The following is a 15,240-nucleotide window of genomic DNA, read 5'->3' as shown; positions in this document are numbered from 1 at the left end:
GTGAACAGCATTACGGCATGTGCCGGGCTTTCTGTATTGCCGAGTGCTGCGCGGTGATTACAGGATCGAAATCGGGTAATCGACGATCAGGCGAAACTCGTTGACGTCGCCTTCGCCCTGGTCGGCATTGGCGCGGTGCCATGCCTGACGAATGCGGAAGGACAGGTCTTTGGCCGGGCCGGTTTGCAGGACGTATTTGGCTTCGAGGTTGGTCTCGTGATGTTCGCCGTCTGCACCGTACAGACCGGCATAACGGCTGCCAGTAGGCGTATTGGTGCCGTCGATGTCGGTGCCTTTGATGTAGCGGGTCATGAAGCTCAGACCAGGAACGCCGTACGGTGCCATGTTAAGGTCGTAGCGAGCCTGCCAGGATTTTTCGCCCGGGCCGTTGAAGTCGGAGTACTGGATCGAGTTGTTCAGGAAGATCGAGTCGCCACCACGGTTGTTGTCACCGATACCGATGTAGTCGAACGGGGTGTCACCGTTGATCTTCTGGAAAGCCAGGGTCAGGGTGTGTGCGGCCAGGAACGAGTAAGCTACCGAGCCGGAGAACGCGGTGTTACTGATCGAACCGGCTTTGGCGCTACCTTCGTCGACGGTACGATAAATGTTCGCGTCGAACGCCAGGGACTGCTCATTGCCCAGAGGCAGCGCGTAGTTCACGTTACCGTAGTATTGATCCCAGATGTCTTCGAGCTTGGCTGCATAGAATGCAACGCCCAGGCTGTCGGTGATGGCGTATTTGCCGCCCGCGAAGTCGGCGGTTTTGGCTTCAACGCCAGCGTACGTGGCGAAGATGCCGCCATCATGGCTGGTATCGTCCTGGCTGGTACCGGAGTAGAAGTGACCGGCTTCCAGATCAAGACCCGAAATCTCGCTGCTCTGCAGGCTCAGGCCGCTTGCGGTCTGAGGCAGCAGGCGCGAACCGCCAACGGCGAATACCGGGCTGGTAGGCTGCATGTCACCTACTTTCAACTCGGTCTTGGAGATGCGGAACTTGACTGCACCACCGACCTTGCCCTGAGTTTCTTCGTTTCTGTCATTGGAGTCGGTAACGAGGTTGCCGGAGCCCGAATATTTGTCAGGGCCCCAGAGCTTGAGACCGAAGTACCCGAACGCCTCAACGCCAACACCCACGGTGCCTTGAGTGTAACCGGAGCTGAAATTGGTCCACAGGCCCTGCGTCCAGTCGCGGTCGTCCTGAGCACCGTTTTTCTTGTCACGGTTGTAATAGTAATTGCGCAATTTCAGGTCAAGCGTGCTGCCTTCGACAAAACCTTTGGCTTCAGCCTGATCACTGACGAACGGTGCCGCTGTTGCCAGTTGGGCGCTGGCTGCGGTAACTGCCAGTGCGATTGCGCTCCACTTCATCACTCTCATCGTGATTGCTCCTTTGGTTTTTAGAAGGTATCCGAGCCGTCCCACCTGTTTTTTTATCTGGGCGGCTCTTTCTATTTTTATGTCGGCGGAAAATCTACATCACGCTGACGGTGCTTTCGATAGGTGCAGCCCTATCCTTTCAGAATCTTTACAGCGGTATCGCTGAGTACATCCATCCTTGTCGCAATGCCATTTTACGGATTGCGAGCTGCTTTCCCTTGGTCAGGGTGACTTCTGTTTTCCGCCAGAGACACTTTGACCATGTGGGTGATATAGCAACAAGCGTGCACAAAATTCCCTGGAATGAAAAAAATTTGTGAAAAATCAGAATCAGCGTCGACTTTACGCTGTATCTCCTTGTTTCAAAGTGAAAATTTCAAAATAAAAATTTTCCTCCCAAGCGTTCCGTGGCGCTAGAAAAGGCACGAGGCTACGGATTTGTTACCTGACCACGCTGCTATTTGGGTAAATAGCGCACTCGCAGTGTTGTTGACGCAACATCAGTGTGTGGTTTTGGTGCACTGCCCGGCCCGACCGCCTGAATATGGAGCCGCGCATAGGGATGACTCATGGTGATCGAGACCCTGTTTCATTTTCATGACCTGAATGCGCTTTTTTGAGCAGTGAGATGCCCAAGTCCGGGAAGATACGGACAGGCATTGTAATTGGTGGATTTCGAAGGGTCTTAAATCGGTGCGCTGTCAGAGGTGCTGGCTTCATGTTGGTGCGCACGCTGGCGGTGCGTTGCGGGGGGCGGTTAAAAGTGGTCTCAGAGAGGCGTGACTGGAAGGGATGATGCGCTGGCCGATCACGCGTATCCTGACCGCATTTACGAGGCGCCCTGTTACCGACAGGGCATGCCAGACATCTACCTGGCAATCAGGAGCTTTTATCGTGTTCGTTCTGGATTCACGTCTGCTGCAAGACACTCTGCCCTTGGGCGATTTCCCTCTGTGCCGGTTGCTGCTGTCCAATGATTCCAGCTACCGGTGGTTCATTCTGGTGCCGCGTCGTGCTGCGATCAGCGAAGTGTTCGAGCTCTGCGCCGAAGAGCAACTGCAGCTCTGGCAGGAAACCACCACTCTGTCGAAGATCCTCAAGGTTCTGTTCAACGCTGATAAGCTTAATGTCGCGGCGCTTGGCAATGTCGTCAGCCAGCTTCACATGCATGTGATCGTGCGCAAGCGTGACGACGCTGCCTGGCCTGCACCGGTGTGGGGCAGGCATCCAGCCGTTCCTTATACCGAGGCCGAGTATGCCGCGATTCGTGAACAGCTCAGGCCGGTATTAAGCAATGATTTCCGATTTGAGGGGGAATAATCATGAACCTTGATGAGCGAGTCATGGAACTGGAAAGTCGCCTGGCTTTTCAGGACGATACGATTCAGGCACTGAACGATGTGCTGGTCACCCAGCGACGCGAGCTTGATCACTTGCAATTGCAGATGGCCGCAATGCTCAAGCGGCAGGAAGAGTTGGGCAGTCAGTTCGAGACCTTCGAAGAGGACGCGCCTCCGCCTCACTACTGATCAGCCGTAAAAAAACCGCGGCCCCCGGTGGAGGTCGCGGTTTTTTGTTGCATTGAACAATCAGCGGCGTGGCAAGGCCGCGATCACATCTTCAGCCTGCAGGCCCTTGTCTCTGTTCATCACCGAGAACTCGACGCGCTGACCTTCGACCAGTACGCGATGGCCTTCGCCACGAATGGCGCGGAAATGCACGAAGATATCGTCGCCGGAGTCACGCGAAATGAAACCGAAGCCCTTTGAGGTGTTGAACCACTTCACCGTGCCGGTATCGCGATTACTCATGTCATGGCTTTGAGGCGCTGGCGACGGTGACGACCTGTAAAAGCTAACACCCAAATGCAGGGCGACGGCCAGGAAAGTCAGGCTCAGGCTGGCGATGAGTGCCGGCTGGCCTGCAAGGGTTTGCAGTGGAACGAGCAGCGTCAGAATTTGTACAACGACAGCGATAACCAGCAGGGCGCTGACCAGATTTTGCAGATGATGACGTGTACCTCGGTTCCAGTAAGGGATCACCGGAGCGAGAACCAGGTTAAGCAGCCCGAGGAAAGCCAGTGAAAGCGCGTCGGGCTGTTGCAGGTAGGAAGGGATGACTTCACTACGCAGACTGGGGATGAAAGAAAGCAACAGAGCTGCTGCTCCCGTTACCAGATGGACAATTTTCAACATTTTTAAAAAGCTCACAGAAGAAGGATTACAAGAAATAGCGGGTAACGCCCGGTACGCTTCTGAACAAGAGGAGGCGTGATGCACGAGCGATGGGCCAGCCTATGCGCTAAGCCAGATGACAACTCATTAGCGACACGCGGTGTATTTAACAGCAAAGCCCGATGCTACTCAAATCAGCCGCTTACGCAGCGAGCCCCCTGTTGAGGGCGCTACTGGAAAAGCCTGCCTCAATGGCTTCAAAGTGCCCGGAACAGAGCCCTCCAGCCGCTTTTCACCATTTTCTGTCCTGCCAGGCCTCTATGTGTCGATGCAGGGCCGGGCCGGCCGATCCTGTGGGGTTTTTCCGTAGGGCAGTGCAGACATTCGCCAGGGCGTCGACGGAAAGCTGCGCGGTTCGCCGTCTCTTGATAGAGTAGGCGCGGTTACTGCTTTCCAATCCTCAATTAAAGGACATGAAACATGGCAATCGATATTGGTATCAGTGAAGAAGATCGCAAATCGATCGTTGACGGTCTGTCGCATCTGCTTTCGGATACTTATGTACTTTACCTCAAGACCCACAACTTTCACTGGAACGTCAGTGGGCCGATGTTTCGTACGCTCCATCTGATGTTTGAAGAGCAATATAACGAACTGGCACTGGCGGTCGACTCCATTGCCGAACGTATTCGTGCATTGGGCTTTCCTGCGCCGGGTACGTATTCGACCTACGCACGTCTCTCGACCATCAAGGAAGAAGAAGGCGTGCCAAGTGCTGAAGATATGATCAAAAGTCTGGTTCAGGGGCAAGAGGCTGTTGTCCGTACTGCTCGTAGTATTTTTCCTTTGCTGGATAAGGTCAGTGACGAGCCGACGGCTGATCTGCTGACTCAGCGCATGCAGGTTCACGAGAAAACCGCATGGATGCTGCGCTCGATGCTCGAGTCGAAGTAATCCCCAGGGCGAGTGGCGCCTGTTGCCGCTCGCCCGCGTTGTCCTCCCGCTGTTCTTCTTCTCCGACACTCCATCTGGCGCACCCGAATCGCCACCTCATCCGAGGTGAGTGAGCGTATCTCGATATTTGCACTCATATAAATATTAAACACATGTCAGGCGAGCTTTTGAGTTATCGCCTACAGCAGTTCGATATTCCTCGGTCTTCTGTAGTCATGTCCTACGACGATCAAGTGCAGGCCCTGCTGGATATAAATTTATGGATCGGGCTTTATAGGTCAGGTGTTCACTTGTTTATAAATATTTCTCTTTCCTGTTTTAAATTTAACTTTCAGAGGGTCAAAAGAATGATTGCACGAGGTGTCGAACGTGAGGTTAAAGATTTAAATCGTCAGGCGGCGATACGGGATGATCCATTTGTCGAAGATTTCAACATGACGCTGGCGCAGCCTCATTCCAAGTCGGTCCGGCTTAACGGCCTGGCCACATGCCTGCGTCTCGAGAAGGTGTACTGGAACATACTTTCCGGCATTGCGAATTCCAATGACTGTTCGGTGAACGCGGTGCTTTCCTACATAGACAGAGAGGTTCATCTGCGTTACGGCGGTGTAAAGAATTTCAGCGGCCTGATTCGTGTGGTCTGTGTGGCTCATCTGTTGAAGACCGATCGTCTGGACATCACCCAGGCGTAGCTTGACCCCTCATTTCTGCGGCTTTGCCTGTGGCGGGGCCGCGCCTTCCCTGCGTTGCGAGTGAACCGCTCGATCGCACGGAGCAGCCACGAACTTATCCTGTCGGGATGGGTTCGTTCGGCTGCACGGCATCGATTAACTCTATATAATCCTTCGCCTTGCTAACGGGCATGACTCTGCGTGGGCGAGGGCTGGCTTGAACTGTGTGCCGGTGCCTTGCACTATTGAGCGCAAGCCAGGAGCGAAAGCCCCACCGAATTTTCGAATTACGAGAAGTGAAAACACCATCATGATGCGCAGCCATTATTGCGGCCAACTGAACGAGAGCCTGGAAGGTCAGGAAATTACCCTTTGCGGATGGGTCCACCGTCGCCGTGACCATGGAGGCGTTATCTTCCTCGATATTCGCGACCGTGAAGGCATGGCTCAGGTGGTGTTCGACCCTGATCGTGCGGACACCTTCGCTGCTGCCGACCGTGTGCGCAGCGAGTACGTGGTCAAGGTCGTCGGCAAGGTCCGTGCGCGTCCTGCCGGTGCCGTGAACGCCAACATGGCCTCTGGCGCGATCGAGGTGCTGGGCTACGAGCTGGAAGTGCTGAACGAGTCGGAAACCCCGCCGTTCCCGTTGAACGAATATTCGGATGTCGGTGAAGAAACCCGCCTGCGGTATCGTTTCATCGACCTGCGTCGTCCGGAAATGGCTGAAAAGCTGCGTCTGCGTTCGCGCATCACCACCAGCATTCGTCGCTACCTGGACGACAACGGTTTTCTGGACGTCGAGACGCCGATCCTGACCCGTGCCACTCCGGAAGGCGCTCGCGACTATCTGGTGCCAAGCCGCACACACCCGGGCAGCTTTTTTGCGCTGCCGCAGTCGCCTCAACTGTTCAAGCAGCTGCTGATGGTTGCCGGCTTCGATCGTTACTACCAGATCGCCAAATGCTTCCGTGACGAAGACCTGCGTGCCGACCGCCAGCCGGAATTCACCCAGATCGACATCGAGACCAGCTTCCTTGATGAGAAAGACATCATGGGGCTGACCGAGAAGATGGTGCGTCAGCTGTTCAAGGAAGTCCTGGACCTGGAGTTCGCCGATTTCCCGCACATGACCTTCGAAGAAGCCATGCGTCGTTACGGGTCCGACAAACCAGACCTGCGTAACCCGCTGGAACTGGTCGATGTCGCCGATCAGCTCAAGGACGTCGAGTTCAAGGTGTTCAGCGGCCCGGCCAACGATCCGAAATGCCGTATCGCCGCGCTGCGTGTTCCAGGCGGGGCAAGCATGCCGCGCAAGCAGATCGACGATTACACCAAGTTCGTCGGTATCTACGGTGCCAAGGGCCTGGCGTACATCAAGGTCAACGAGCGCGCCAATGGCGTGGACGGTCTGCAGTCGCCGATCGTCAAGAACATTCCTGAAGCCAATCTCAACGTGATCCTGGATCGTGTTGGCGCGGTGGATGGCGATATCGTGTTCTTCGGTGCAGACAAGTCCAAGATCGTCAGCGAGGCGCTGGGCGCACTGCGTATCAAGGTTGGTAACGACCTGAAGCTGCATACCTGCGAATGGGCACCGATGTGGGTCGTCGACTTCCCGATGTTCGAAGAAAACGATGATGGCAGCTTTACCGCGCTGCACCACCCGTTCACTGCGCCTAAGTGCACGCCCGAAGAGCTGGAGGCTAATCCAGCCACCGCGCTGTCGCGTGCCTACGACATGGTCCTGAACGGCACCGAGCTGGGTGGCGGTTCGATCCGTATCCATCGCAAGGAAATGCAACAGGCGGTGTTCCGTCTGCTGGGTATCGCCGAAGACGAGCAGCAGGAGAAGTTCGGCTTCCTGCTCGACGCTCTGAAGTACGGCGCGCCACCGCACGGTGGTCTGGCATTTGGTCTGGATCGTCTGGTCATGCTGATGACCGGCGCCCAGTCCATCCGTGAAGTCATTGCCTTCCCGAAAACCCAGAGCGCTGCCGATGTCATGACTCAGGCGCCTGGCGTGGTGGATGCCAAGGCCCTGCGTGAACTGCACATTCGCCTGCGCGAGCAGCCAAAGGCCGAGTGATGCCGGGCAGGGCGCATCCCGTATGCGCCCTGCATTGCCCGAATCGAGTGAAGCTTTTTGCCTGCTGCACGAGGCGAAAGGTGAAGGTGTTTCAAAAAGAATCTGGAGCGAGAGATGGCAGGTCATTCTAAGTGGGCGAACATCAAGCACCGCAAAGAGCGTCAGGATGCCAAGAAGGGCAAGATCTTCACCAAGTGGATTCGCGAGCTGACGGTTGCCGCTCGTCAGGGCGGTGGTGATCCGGGTTCAAACCCGCGTCTGCGTCTGGCGCTGGACAAGGCGCTCGGTGCCAACATGACCCGTGACACTATCGACCGTGCGGTGGCACGTGGTGTCGGCGCTTGCGACGGTGATGATGTCGAAGAGCTGGGTTACGAAGGCTACGGTCCGGGCGGTGTGGCGATCATGGTCGAGGCCATGACCGACAACCGTAACCGTACGGCGGCCGCCGTGCGTCATGCCTTCACCAAATGCGGTGGCAACCTGGGCACTGATGGCTCGGTCGCTTACCTGTTCGATCGCAAGGGTCAGATATCTTTCGCTGCCGGTGTGGACGAAGATGCCCTGATCGAGGCGGCGATGGAGGCCGATGCCGATGACGTCGTGACCAACGAAGACGGCTCCATTGACGTGTTCACGTCTTTTTCCGGCTTCTATTCGGTGCGTAATGCGCTGGAGGCCTCAGGCTTCAAGGCGTCGGATGCGGAAATCGTGATGCTGCCGACTACCAGTGCCGTGCTCGACCTGGAAACCGCCGAAAAGGTGCTCAAGCTGATCGACATGCTCGAGGACCTGGATGACGTGCAGAACGTGTATTCGAACGCGGAAATTCCGGACGAGGTCATGGAGCAACTGGGCTGATCGCCATCAGACAAGCCGTATCGGGAGCCGGGGGAGCGAAGCCGTGAGTGTCATGCGGCTATCGGCCTCCGGCTTCTGCCTTTATGCTGCGCTCATTGTGTTGCGTCACCTTCTCTAGCTGCAGGCGTTATGACTCTTATTCTTGGTATCGACCCCGGTTCGCGCATTACCGGCTATGGCGTGGTACGTGATACCGGCCGTGGCTGTGTCTATGTCGCGTCGGGCTGTATTCGCACGGGCAGTGGCGAATTGCACGAACGGTTGCAGATCGTCTATCGCGGGGTACGTGAGGTGATCAAGACTTACGGCCCGGTGACCATGGGCATCGAAAAGGTCTTCATGGCGCGCAACGCCGATTCCGCGCTCAAGCTGGGTCAGGCTAGAGGCGCTGCGATCGTCGCTGGCGCGGAGGAGGCGCTGGAAATCGCCGAGTACACCGCGACTCAGGTCAAACAGGCCGTGGCCGGAGCCGGTGGTGCCAATAAAGAACAGGTCATGATGATGGTCATGCATCTGCTCAAGCTGACCCAGAAACCGCAAATCGACGCGTCCGACGCACTGGCCATCGCCTTGTGCCATGCTCATACGCGTTCCAGCCTGATTCCTCATGGTCTGGGCACGGCGCGTAGCCGCGGCGGCAGGCTGCGGCTCTGACTGCATCATTCGTACGCATTTTTTTACTTGCAGGTCTGGCTACTCCTGTGATGATTGTCCTCAATTTTCTCGCGCAAGCGATAGGCAACACGAAAGGATCTGAAACGTGATTGGACGTTTACGCGGCTTTCTCGCCGAGAAACAGCCTCCGCACCTGGTGCTGGACGTCAATGGCGTCGGCTACGAACTGGAGGTGCCGATGACCACGCTGTATCGGCTGCCCCATGTCGGTGAGCCTGTAACCCTGCACACGCATCTTGTTGTGCGTGAAGACGCGCATCTGCTGTACGGCTTCTACGAGAAGCGCGAGCGCGAGTTGTTTCGCGAGCTGATCCGGCTCAACGGTGTCGGCCCCAAACTGGCGCTGGCGCTCATGTCGGGTCTGGAAGTCGATGAACTGGTCCGCTGTGTTCAGGCCCAAGATACCTCGGCGCTCACCCGTATACCGGGCGTGGGCAAGAAGACCGCCGAGCGCCTGCTGGTCGAACTCAAGGACCGCTTCAAGGCCTGGGAATCACTGCCGGGCACCTTTACGCTGGTTTCCAGTGGTCCGAATCAGGTGGAGCCAGTGGCTTCGGCCGAGTCCGATGCAGTCAGTGCGCTGATATCGCTGGGCTACAAACCTCAAGAGGCGAGCAAAGCCGTCTCCGCCATCAAGGAAAAAGACTTGAGCAGTGCAGATCTGATCCGGCGTGCGTTGAAGGGGATGGCGTAAGTGATTGAAGCCGACCGTTTGATAGCCGCCGTGGGTGGTCGTGATCGCGACGAACAACTCGATCGCGCGATTCGCCCCTTAAGCCTTGCCGATTACATCGGGCAGCCCACCGTTCGCGAGCAGATGGAGTTGTTCATCCAGGCTGCACGGGGCCGCAACGAGTCTCTGGACCATACTTTGATCTTCGGCCCGCCGGGGCTCGGCAAAACCACCCTGGCCAATATCATCGCTCAGGAAATGTCGGTCTCGATCAAGAGCACCTCAGGCCCGGTACTTGAACGGCCCGGAGATCTGGCGGCCATTCTCACCAACCTCGAGCCCAACGATGTGCTGTTCATCGACGAAATCCACAGGCTGTCGCCCATCGTCGAAGAAGTGCTGTATCCGGCGATGGAAGACTTTCAGCTGGACATCATGATCGGGGAAGGGCCTGCGGCCCGCTCCATCAAGCTTGATCTGCCGCCGTTCACGCTGGTGGGGGCGACCACTCGCGCAGGCATGCTGACCAATCCGCTGCGCGACCGTTTCGGTATCGTGCAGCGTCTGGAGTTCTACAGCATCGCCGACCTTTCAACCATCGTGACCCGCTCGGCTGGCATTCTGGGGCTGGTCATCGAGCCGGAAGGTGCGTTCGAGATCGCGCGTCGCGCCCGTGGCACTCCGCGTATCGCCAACCGTCTGCTGCGTCGCGTGCGTGACTTCGCTGAAGTGCGCGGCAACGGCCAGATCACCCGGCAGACTGCAGACAAGGCTCTGAACCTGCTGGATGTCGACGAGCATGGCTTCGACCATCAGGACCGGCGCCTGCTGCTGACCATGATTGAGAAGTTCGACGGCGGTCCGGTCGGCGTGGACAGCCTGGCGGCGGCGATCAGTGAAGAGCGTCACACGATCGAGGACGTACTGGAACCCTATTTGATCCAGCAAGGCTATATGATGCGCACACCTCGTGGTCGGGTAGTGACTCGTCACGCCTATCTGCACTTTGGCCTGAACATACCGTCAAGGATGGGCGAGCTGCCGACCGCCGAGGAATTTGTCGATGACGGCGCCGATTAAACGCGATGCCATGCAATTTATCTGCGGTTGCTGTGGTCACATTGCCAGTCTCGTGAGCGTTACAGCTAGCAAGCGGCAAATCGTTGAAAAACAGTTGCCTGACCCGATTGGCAACGTGAGGAGTAAGCACTAGAGTATGCGCGCGCAAAACGGGGTTCAGTCGTTCGCACATCGCTGTCGCGTTTACTACGAGGACACCGATGCTGGCGGCATCGTCTACTACGTCAATTATCTGAAATTCATGGAGCGGGCTCGTACCGAGCGGCTGCGCGAGCTGGGGTTTGTCCAGTCCGCAATGGCTCAGGACAATCTTTTATTTGTCGTGCACTCCAGCGAAGCGCGTTATCACAAGCCGGCGCGGCTGGATGACGAACTGCTCGTCAGTGCACAAGTAACCGAATTGAACCGTGTCAGCCTGCGCTTTCAACAGCAAGTCAGGCGGGCGTCGGATGCAACGCTGCTCTGTGAGGGGCAGTTCTTGGTGGCGTGCGTAAGCGCCGATAGTTTGAAACCCCGGGCCATTCCCGAAGCTCTGCGAGCGGCCTTTGCCGATCAGAGCGGCGCGGGTAAACATTCAGAGCAGGAGATAAAGCGTGGAAGCTAACGTCGTCGACCATTCCTCCATGTGGAGTTTGGTCAGCAATGCCAGCATTGTTGTTCAGTTGGTGATGCTGATTCTGGTGGCCGCCTCGGTCACTTCATGGATCGTGATTTTTCAGCGCAGCAATATGCTGCGCGCAGGTCGGCGTGCACTGGACAGCTTTGAAGAGCGCTTCTGGTCCGGTATCGATTTGTCCAAGTTGTACCGTCAGGCGGGCAGCAATCCTGATCCGGACTCCGGCGTGGAGCAGATCTTCCGTGCCGGTTTCAAGGAGTTCTCCCGCCTGCGTCAGCAGTCCGGCGTTGATCCCGATGCCGTGATGGAGGGTGTGGCCCGCGCCATGCGCGTTGCCATTTCCCGTGAGGAAGAAAAGCTGGAATCCGGCCTCTCGTTCCTCGCAACAGTAGGTTCTACCAGCCCGTACATCGGTCTGTTCGGTACCGTCTGGGGGATCATGAACTCCTTCCGGGGTCTGGCCACCGCTCAGCAGGCAACTCTTGCTACTGTGGCTCCCGGCATTGCCGAAGCCCTTATCGCGACGGCCATTGGTCTGTTCGCGGCAATTCCGGCCGTTATTGCCTACAACCGTTTCTCCGCGCGTAGCGAGACTCTGATCAGCCGTTACTACACGTTCGCTGAAGAGTTCCAGGCAATCCTGCACCGTAAAGTGCACACCAGCGAAGAGTGAGCAGGTAATTCCCCATGGCTTTAATCGCTCGAGATCGTCGCAGAAAACGCAAGCCGGTCGCCGAAATGAACGTAGTGCCCTACATCGACGTGATGTTGGTGTTGCTCGTGATTTTCATGGTGACCGCTCCCATGATCAACCAGGGCGTGAAGGTCGACTTGCCCAAGGTCTCCAGCGAGGCTTTGCCGCAGGACAATAACAATCAGGTCCTGACCATTTCGATCAAGGCTGACAAGACCTACTACTGGAACCTTGGCAGCGAAGTCGATACCGACAAGCAGATGGACAAGGCGATGACCTTGCCTCAACTGACTGCTGCCGTGACCAAGATTGTTGCTGCCGGGCGTGATGCCGGCAAGCAGACACAGGTGTTCATTCGTGGTGACAAGACCGTGGACTACGGTTCGGTCATGGGCACGATGGGCGGGCTGCAGAAGGCTGGGGTCGGGAACGTTGGCTTGATTACCGAGGCACCCTGATGCAGCCGATTCGAGAGCCGTCTGCCTCGGAAAGCTATTTCTGGCCCAGTGTCTGGGCTGTGGCGTTGCACATCCTGATTTTTGGCATGCTGTTCGTGAGCTTTGCCATGACGCCCGATCTGCCTGAAGCCAAGCCTATCGTTCAGGCAACGCTCTATCAGCTCAAGTCCAAGAGTCAGGCAACGACCCAGACCAACCAGAAAATTGCCGGCGAGGCAAAGAAGACTGCTGCGCGACAGACTGAAGTCGAGCAGTTGGAGCAGAAGAAAATCGAGCAGCAGAAACAGGAAGCTGTTAAAGCTGCGGAACAAAAGAAAGAAGAGGCCGCTCAAAAAGCGGAAGAACAGAAGGCTGCCGACGAGGCGAAGAAGGCTGAGCAAAAGGCGGAAGAAGCCAAAAAGGCTGACGATGCCAAAAAAGCCGATGAAGCCAAGAAGGTCGCCGACGCCAAAAAGGCCGAAGAGAAACAACTGGCCGACATAGCCAAGAAGAAAGCCGAAGAAGAAGCGAAGAAGAAAGCCGAAGAAGACGCCAAGAAAGCCGCTGCCGAGGAAGCCAAGAAACAGGCTGCCGACGAGGCCAAGAAAAAGGCCGCTGAGGACGCCAAGAAAAAGGCTGCCGAGGACGCGAAGAAGAAAGCCGCTGCCGACTCCGCGAAAAAGGCGCAGGAAGCTGCGCGCAAATCTGCAGAAGACAAGAAGGCGCAGGCACTGGCCGATTTGCTGTCCGACAAGACCGAACGGCAACAGGCTCTGGCAGATGAGCGTGGCGACGAAACAGCTGGCAGCTTCGACGATCTGATTCGTGTACGTGCATCCGAAGGCTGGAGTCGTCCTCCATCGGCGCGTAACAACATGTCGGTAACGTTGCAGATTGGTATGTTGCCGGACGGGACGATCGCTTCGGTGTCGATTGCCAAGTCCAGTGGCGACGGGCCGTTCGACAGTTCTGCGGTTGCTGCGGTGAAAAACATTGGGCGTTTGACAGAAATGCAGGGTCTGAAGCCCGCTGACTTCGCTCCCTATCGTTCATTCAAGATGACATTCACACCTGGAGATCTAGCCTTGTGATCAACCTTTTTCGAGGACTGCTTTTCGTTCTCTGTTGTGCAGCCGGAGTGGCGGCGGCAGAAGAAAAGAACATTCTGGTCACCAGCGGCAGTGACCGCGCCACACCGATCGCTGTCGTGCCGTTTGGCTGGCAGGGCGGCAACGTGCTGCCGGAAGACATGGCGGAGATCATTGGCAATGACCTGCGCAACTCCGGCTACTACTCGCCGATCCCGAAGCAGAACATGATCAGCTTGCCGACCCAGGCCAGCGAAGTCATTTTCCGTGACTGGAAAGCACTGGGTGCCCAGTACGTCATGGTCGGCAACATTGTTCCTGCAGGCGGTCGCCTGCAGATTCAATACGCGCTGTTCAACGTTGCTACCGAGCAACAGGTCCTGACCGGTAACGTTTCCGGCACCAATGACCAGTTGCGCGACATGGCGCACTACATTGCGGACCAGTCGTTCGAGAAGCTCGTCGGCATCAAGGGTGCGTTCTCGACGCGCATGCTTTACGTCACGGCCGAGCGCTTCTCGGAAAACAACACGCGCTACACCCTGCAGCGTTCGGATTACGACGGTGCGCGTGCAGTCACGTTGTTGCAGTCCCGCGAGCCTATCCTGTCGCCGCGTTTTGCGCCTGACGGCAAGCGCATTGCCTATGTATCGTTCGAACAGAAGCGTCCGCGCATCTTCGTTCAGCACATCGATACCGGTCGTCGCGAGCAGATTACCAACTTCGAAGGCCTGAACGGTGCACCTGCCTGGTCGCCAGATGGCACGAAGCTGGCATTCGTATTGTCCAAGGACGGCAATCCGGAAATCTACGTGATCAACCTGGCTTCGCGTCAGCTGAGTCGCGTGACCAACGATTCCTCCATCGACACCGAACCGTTCTTCGGCAAGGATGGCTCGACGATCTACTTCACGTCGGACCGTGGTGGAAAGCCGCAAATCTATAAAACCAATATCAATGGTGGTGGTGCCGAACGTGTTACGTTCGTGGGTAACTACAACGCCAATCCGAAATTGTCAGCCGATGAAAAGACGCTGGTGATGATTCACAGGCAGGAAGGCTTCACTAATTTCAAGGTCGCAGTGCAGGATTTGGCCCGCGGAAGTGTAAAAATCCTCACAGATAGCAACCTTGATGAGTCGCCTACTGTTGCGCCCAACGGCACCATGGTAATCTACGCCACCCGCCAGCAGGGCCGGGGAGTCTTGATGCTCGTGTCCATTAACGGACGCGTAAGGCTCCCGCTTCCTACCGCTCAAGGCGAAGTCAGAGAACCTTCCTGGTCCCCTTACCTGAACTGACGCGGCGCTACACGATTTGCTTAACACACTGGGGTTCATTAGGAGTTTCAAGATGGAAATGCTGAAGTTTGGTAAGTTTGCTGCGCTGGCTCTGGCCATGGCTGTAGCTGTAGGTTGCTCGTCCAAAGGCGGCGACAATGCCGGTGCTGGCGCTGTCGACCCTAACGCTGGTTACGGCGCCAACACTGGTGCTGTTGACGGCTCCCTGAGCGAAGAAGCTGCTCTGCGCGCAATCACCACCTTCTACTTCGAATACGACAGTTCGGACCTGAAGCCAGAAGCAATGCGCTCCCTGGACGTGCACGCCAAAGACCTGAAAGCTAACGGCGCTCGCGTTGTTCTGGAAGGCAACACCGACGAACGTGGTACTCGTGAGTACAACATGGCACTGGGCGAGCGTCGTGCGAAAGCCGTTCAGCGCTACCTGGTACTGCAAGGTGTTTCCCCAGCTCAGCTGGAACTGGTTTCCTACGGCGAAGAGCGTCCAGTTGCTACCGGCAACGACGAGCAGTCCTGGGCCCAGAACCGTCGCGTCGAACTGCGTAAGTAA

General features: G+C 56.7%; 17 protein-coding genes. 15 read left to right on the top strand and 2 right to left on the bottom strand.

Annotated elements, in window-relative coordinates:
• Window positions 1-57: 57 nt before the first annotated feature.
• Window positions 58-1,380, bottom strand: a complete 1,323-nt coding sequence (locus BZK31_RS24835) for an OprD family porin (RefSeq protein WP_083185910.1) — start codon at window positions 1,378-1,380, stop codon at window positions 58-60.
• Between the two features lie 894 nt (window positions 1,381-2,274).
• On the opposite strand from BZK31_RS24835, the gene BZK31_RS24825 reads away from it, so the two are divergent.
• Window positions 2,275-2,700, top strand: a complete 426-nt coding sequence (locus tag BZK31_RS24825; protein WP_083185909.1) for an HIT domain-containing protein — start codon at window positions 2,275-2,277, stop codon at window positions 2,698-2,700.
• Window positions 2,701-2,702: 2 nt separating this feature from the next.
• Window positions 2,703-2,909: a SlyX family protein gene (locus tag BZK31_RS24820; RefSeq protein WP_083185908.1), complete on the top strand. Its 207-nt coding sequence runs from the start codon at window positions 2,703-2,705 to the stop codon at window positions 2,907-2,909.
• A 60-nt stretch (window positions 2,910-2,969) separates the two neighbouring features.
• Here BZK31_RS24820 and BZK31_RS30315 read toward each other — a convergent pair whose 3' ends face one another.
• Window positions 2,970-3,575, bottom strand: coding sequence for a cold-shock protein (locus BZK31_RS30315; RefSeq protein WP_167378099.1), 606 nt, complete (start codon window positions 3,573-3,575; stop codon window positions 2,970-2,972).
• A gap of 459 nt (window positions 3,576-4,034) precedes the next feature.
• On the opposite strand from BZK31_RS30315, the gene BZK31_RS24805 reads away from it, so the two are divergent.
• The 13 genes from BZK31_RS24805 (at window position 4,035) to pal (ending at window position 15,240) form a co-directional block, all read left to right on the top strand.
• Window positions 4,035-4,508: a Dps family protein gene (locus BZK31_RS24805; RefSeq protein WP_004879132.1), complete on the top strand. Its 474-nt coding sequence runs from the start codon at window positions 4,035-4,037 to the stop codon at window positions 4,506-4,508.
• A gap of 347 nt (window positions 4,509-4,855) precedes the next feature.
• Window positions 4,856-5,200, top strand: coding sequence for a ribbon-helix-helix domain-containing protein (locus tag BZK31_RS24800; RefSeq protein WP_087881694.1), 345 nt, complete (start codon window positions 4,856-4,858; stop codon window positions 5,198-5,200).
• Window positions 5,201-5,489: 289 nt separating this feature from the next.
• The gene (gene aspS, locus BZK31_RS24795; protein WP_083185907.1) at window positions 5,490-7,265 is read left to right on the top strand and encodes an aspartate--tRNA ligase; all 1,776 of its coding nucleotides are present in this window, start codon (window positions 5,490-5,492) and stop codon (window positions 7,263-7,265) included.
• Window positions 7,266-7,379: 114 nt separating this feature from the next.
• The gene (locus BZK31_RS24790) at window positions 7,380-8,126 is read left to right on the top strand and encodes a YebC/PmpR family DNA-binding transcriptional regulator (protein WP_083185906.1); all 747 of its coding nucleotides are present in this window, start codon (window positions 7,380-7,382) and stop codon (window positions 8,124-8,126) included.
• Window positions 8,127-8,255: 129 nt separating this feature from the next.
• Entirely contained in the window at window positions 8,256-8,780 is a 525-nt protein-coding gene (ruvC, locus tag BZK31_RS24785) for a crossover junction endodeoxyribonuclease RuvC (protein ID WP_083185905.1), read from the top strand.
• A gap of 106 nt (window positions 8,781-8,886) precedes the next feature.
• Complete coding sequence (gene ruvA / locus BZK31_RS24780) at window positions 8,887-9,495, top strand: Holliday junction branch migration protein RuvA (protein WP_083185904.1); 609 nt, start codon at window positions 8,887-8,889, stop codon at window positions 9,493-9,495.
• Complete coding sequence (ruvB, locus tag BZK31_RS24775) at window positions 9,496-10,554, top strand: Holliday junction branch migration DNA helicase RuvB (RefSeq protein ID WP_083185903.1); 1,059 nt, start codon at window positions 9,496-9,498, stop codon at window positions 10,552-10,554. It begins immediately after the preceding gene.
• Window positions 10,555-10,690: 136 nt separating this feature from the next.
• Window positions 10,691-11,158: a tol-pal system-associated acyl-CoA thioesterase gene (gene ybgC / locus BZK31_RS24770; protein ID WP_083185902.1), complete on the top strand. Its 468-nt coding sequence runs from the start codon at window positions 10,691-10,693 to the stop codon at window positions 11,156-11,158.
• Window positions 11,148-11,843 carry a protein TolQ gene (tolQ, locus tag BZK31_RS24765; RefSeq protein ID WP_043305411.1) on the top strand — a complete coding sequence of 232 codons (696 nt, stop codon included), beginning with the start codon at window positions 11,148-11,150 and terminating at the stop codon, window positions 11,841-11,843. The genes ybgC and tolQ overlap by 11 nt, the downstream gene beginning before the upstream one ends.
• A gap of 14 nt (window positions 11,844-11,857) precedes the next feature.
• Window positions 11,858-12,322 carry a protein TolR gene (tolR, locus tag BZK31_RS24760; protein ID WP_002554654.1) on the top strand — a complete coding sequence of 155 codons (465 nt, stop codon included), beginning with the start codon at window positions 11,858-11,860 and terminating at the stop codon, window positions 12,320-12,322.
• Window positions 12,322-13,392, top strand: coding sequence for a cell envelope integrity protein TolA (gene tolA, locus BZK31_RS24755; protein ID WP_083185901.1), 1,071 nt, complete (start codon window positions 12,322-12,324; stop codon window positions 13,390-13,392). The genes tolR and tolA overlap by 1 nt, the downstream gene beginning before the upstream one ends.
• Window positions 13,389-14,690 carry a Tol-Pal system beta propeller repeat protein TolB gene (gene tolB / locus BZK31_RS24750; RefSeq protein ID WP_083185900.1) on the top strand — a complete coding sequence of 434 codons (1,302 nt, stop codon included), beginning with the start codon at window positions 13,389-13,391 and terminating at the stop codon, window positions 14,688-14,690. Before tolA ends, tolB begins: the two co-directional genes overlap by 4 nt.
• A 52-nt stretch (window positions 14,691-14,742) precedes the next feature.
• Entirely contained in the window at window positions 14,743-15,240 is a 498-nt protein-coding gene (gene pal, locus BZK31_RS24745; RefSeq protein ID WP_004879156.1) for a peptidoglycan-associated lipoprotein Pal, read from the top strand.

Source organism: Pseudomonas floridensis (genome assembly GCF_002087235.1).
Lineage (GTDB): Bacteria > Pseudomonadota > Gammaproteobacteria > Pseudomonadales > Pseudomonadaceae > Aquipseudomonas > Aquipseudomonas floridensis.
Note: the sequence above shows the minus strand (reverse complement) of the source record. Positions and strands in the feature narration are given on the sequence as shown.